This window comes from Brevundimonas sp. Soil_N_31 (assembly GCF_057655995.1).
On the sequence record NZ_JBDGLE010000020.1, the window covers coordinates 2,501 to 5,929 of the forward strand.

The window sequence follows — 3,429 nt, forward strand, 5'->3', positions numbered from 1 at the left end:
GCAGGATGTCATCGGTTCGAATCCGTTAGGCTCCACCAGGTTTCAAGTGTGCTACCGCCCTGCGGGCTACTTGAGCAATTCGCGATCATATCAAGTTTGCATCCGGTCGCATGATCGGCTGCATTGACATTGTAAAGGAAGAATTTGACCGGCTCCTCATAAGCTTTCAGGTCAGGTTCGAGAAGATATTGTCTGACAAAGTAAAATCAGACGCAGGTCCGGCGGATACCTCTTTCCATCTCCCGGATAAGCCTGCGTATGAGTTTTGCTGAGAAACGATCAAGCGTTGAAGGGCTTCTGACGGATGCCTTGGCGTAGAGAGGCGATGAAAGACGTGGCAAGCTGCGATAAGAACCGGGGAGGCGCTAGCACCCTTTGATCCGGTTATCTCTGAATGGGGAAACCCACCTTTGCAGTCTTCCAACTCTGCTTTTCGGAGCAGCGATTGGATGATTGTTTAAAGGTACAATGAGCTGAATACATAGGCTTCATTGAGCGAACCCGGGGAACTGAAACATCTCAGTACCCGGAGGAAAGGACATCAACCGAGACTCCCGTAGTAGTGGCGAGCGAACCGGGACCAGGCCAGTGCTCTTGTGAAATAAAGTCGAACGGAATGGAAAGTCCGGCCATAGCGGGTGACAGCCCCGTAGACGTCAAACAGCAAGAGACTCGAGTAGGGCGGGACACGTGAAATCCTGTCTGAACATGGGGGGACCACCCTCCAAGCCTAAGTACTCCTCTACGACCGATAGTGAACAAGTACCGTGAGGGAAAGGTGAAAAGCACCCCGACAAGGGGAGTGAAACAGATCCTGAAATCGGAAGCCTACAAGCAGTCGGAGCCGCCAAGCGCGGTGACGGCGTACCTTTTGTATAATGGGTCAGCGACTTCATGTGTCGAGCAAGCTTAAGCCGTTAGGTGTAGGCGCAGCGAAAGCGAGTCTGAATAGGGCGCTAAGTTCGACGTATGACGACCCGAAACCAGGTGATCTATCCATGAGCAGGATGAAGGTAAGGTAACACTTACTGGAGGTCCGAACCCGTGAATGTTGAAAAATTCTGGGATGACTTGTGGATAGGGGTGAAAGGCCAATCAAACCTGGACATAGCTGGTTCTCCGCGAAATCTATTTAGGTAGAGCGTCCGACGAATACCCTGGGGGGTAGAGCACTGGATGGTTGCGGGCTGCGCGAGCGGTACCAATACTAACCAAACTCCGAATACCCAGGAGTACTATCGGGCAGACACACGGCGGGTGCTAACGTCCGTCGTGAAAAGGGAAACAACCCTAACCATCATCTAAGGCCCCCAAGTCATGGCTAAGTGGGAAACGATGTGGGATTGCTTTGACAATCAGGAGGTTGGCTTAGAAGCAGCCATCCTTTAAAGAAAGCGTAACAGCTCACTGATCAAGCGATCCTGCGCGGAAAATGTAACGGGGCTAAAGCCATGCGCCGAAGATATGGGTTTGCAGTTTACTGCAAGCGGTAGCGGAGCGTTCCGTAAGCCTGTGAAGGTCAACTGTGAGGTTGGCTGGAGGTATCGGAAGTGAGAATGCTGACATGAGTAACGATAAACAGTGTGAGAAACACTGTCGCCGAAAGACCAAGGGTTCCTGCGTAAAGCTAATCTGCGCAGGGTTAGTCGGCCCCTAAGGCGAGGCTGAAAAGCGTAGTCGATGGGAAGCAGGTAAATATTCCTGCACCAGCTAGAAGTGACGGATGGCATAAGTCGTCGGGGCTTATTGGATTGTTCCCGGCGGTGGCGTTGTCCCTGGAAATAACTCTAGCAGAGACCGTACCCGAAACCGACACAGGTGGTCAGGTAGAGCATACCAAGGCGCTTGAGAGAACTGTGCTGAAGGAACTCGGCAAATTGCACGCGTAACTTCGGAATAAGCGTGACTCACCCTGGGCAACCAGGACTGAGTGGCACAAGCCAGGGGGTAGCGACTGTTTAGCAAAAACATAGGGCTCTGCGAAGCATCAATGCGACGTATAGGGTCTGACGCCTGCCCGGTGCCTGAAGGTTAAAGGGAGGAGTGAAAGCTCCGAACTGAAGCCCAGGTAAACGGCGGCCGTAACTATAACGGTCCTAAGGTAGCGAAATTCCTTGTCGGGTAAGTTCCGACCTGCACGAATGGCGTAACGACTTCCCCACTGTCTCCAGCACAGGCTCAGTGAAATTGAATTCCCCGTGAAGATGCGGGGTTCCCGCGGTCAGACGGAAAGACCCTATGAACCTTTACTATAGCTTCGCCTTGGCGTTAGCGACCGTATGTGTAGGATAGGTGGGAGGCTATGAAGCCGGGGCGCCAGCTCTGGTGGAGCCATCCTTGAAATACCACCCTTACTGTCGTTGACGTCTAACCGAGGGCCGTTATCCGGTCCCGGGACATGGCGTGGTGGGTAGTTTGACTGGGGCGGTCGCCTCCCAAAGTGTAACGGAGGCGCGCGATGGTTAGCTCAGACCGGTCGGAAATCGGTCGTCGAGTGCAATGGCATAAGCTAGCCTGACTGCGAGACTGACAAGTCGAGCAGAGACGAAAGTCGGCCATAGTGATCCGGTGGTCCCGCGTGGAAGGGCCATCGCTCAACGGATAAAAGGTACTCTAGGGATAACAGGCTGATTTTGCCCAAGAGTCCATATCGACGGCAAAGTTTGGCACCTCGATGTCGGCTCATCACATCCTGGGGCTGGAGCAGGTCCCAAGGGTATGGCTGTTCGCCATTTAAAGTGGTACGTGAGCTGGGTTCAGAACGTCGTGAGACAGTTTGGTCCCTATCTGCCGTGGGTGTTCGAAGCTTGAGAGGATCTGTCCCTAGTACGAGAGGACCGGGATGGACATACCTCTGGTGGACCTGTCATGGCGCCAGCCGTGCAGCAGGGTAGCTAAGTATGGAATAGATAACCGCTGAAAGCATCTAAGCGGGAAACTAACCTCAAAACAAGGCTTCGCTGAGGATCGTGGAAGACTACCACGTTGATAGGCCAGGTGTGGAAGCGCGGTGACGTGTGAAGCTTACTGGTACTAATAATCCGATCGGCTTGATCGTTTCTCAGCAAAACTCATTCGATCTTACTTGTCGAAATCATAGACAATATCTTCTCATTCATGTGTGTCGGGTTGACCTGGTGGCTCTGTCGGAGGTTCCCCACCCGATCCCATTCCGAACTCGGTCGTTAAGACCTCCAGAGCCGATGGTACTTCGTCTTAAGGCGCGGGAGAGTAGGTCGCCGCCGGGTCTACCCGACACACATGAATGACTTCTCGATCCTTCTTCCTTTACTCACCGCCTTGCCGCGGGATGGAGCAGCCCGGTAGCTCGTCAGGCTCATAACCTGAAGGTCGTAGGTTCAAATCCTACTCCCGCACCCAAGCTTACAAAGCCCCGATGGCATACGCCGCGGGGCTTTCTGCTGTCTG

The 3,429-nt window shown here is 53.4% G+C and carries 2 tRNA genes and 2 rRNA genes (1 of these 4 running past the window's edge); all 4 read left to right on the forward strand.

The features are described from left to right. Nucleotides 1-38: transfer RNA gene (locus AC3A3G_RS16275), tRNA-Ala, on the forward strand; it begins 38 nt to the left of the window's first position. Between the two features lie 239 nt (nt 39-277). Beyond that, nucleotides 278-3,058, forward strand: a 23S ribosomal RNA gene (locus AC3A3G_RS16280). A gap of 75 nt (nt 3,059-3,133) precedes the next feature. Further along, nucleotides 3,134-3,248, forward strand: a 5S ribosomal RNA gene (gene rrf / locus AC3A3G_RS16285). A 56-nt stretch (nt 3,249-3,304) separates the two neighbouring features. Continuing rightward, a tRNA-Met gene (locus tag AC3A3G_RS16290) sits at nt 3,305-3,381 on the forward strand. Nucleotides 3,382-3,429 lie beyond the last annotated feature (48 nt).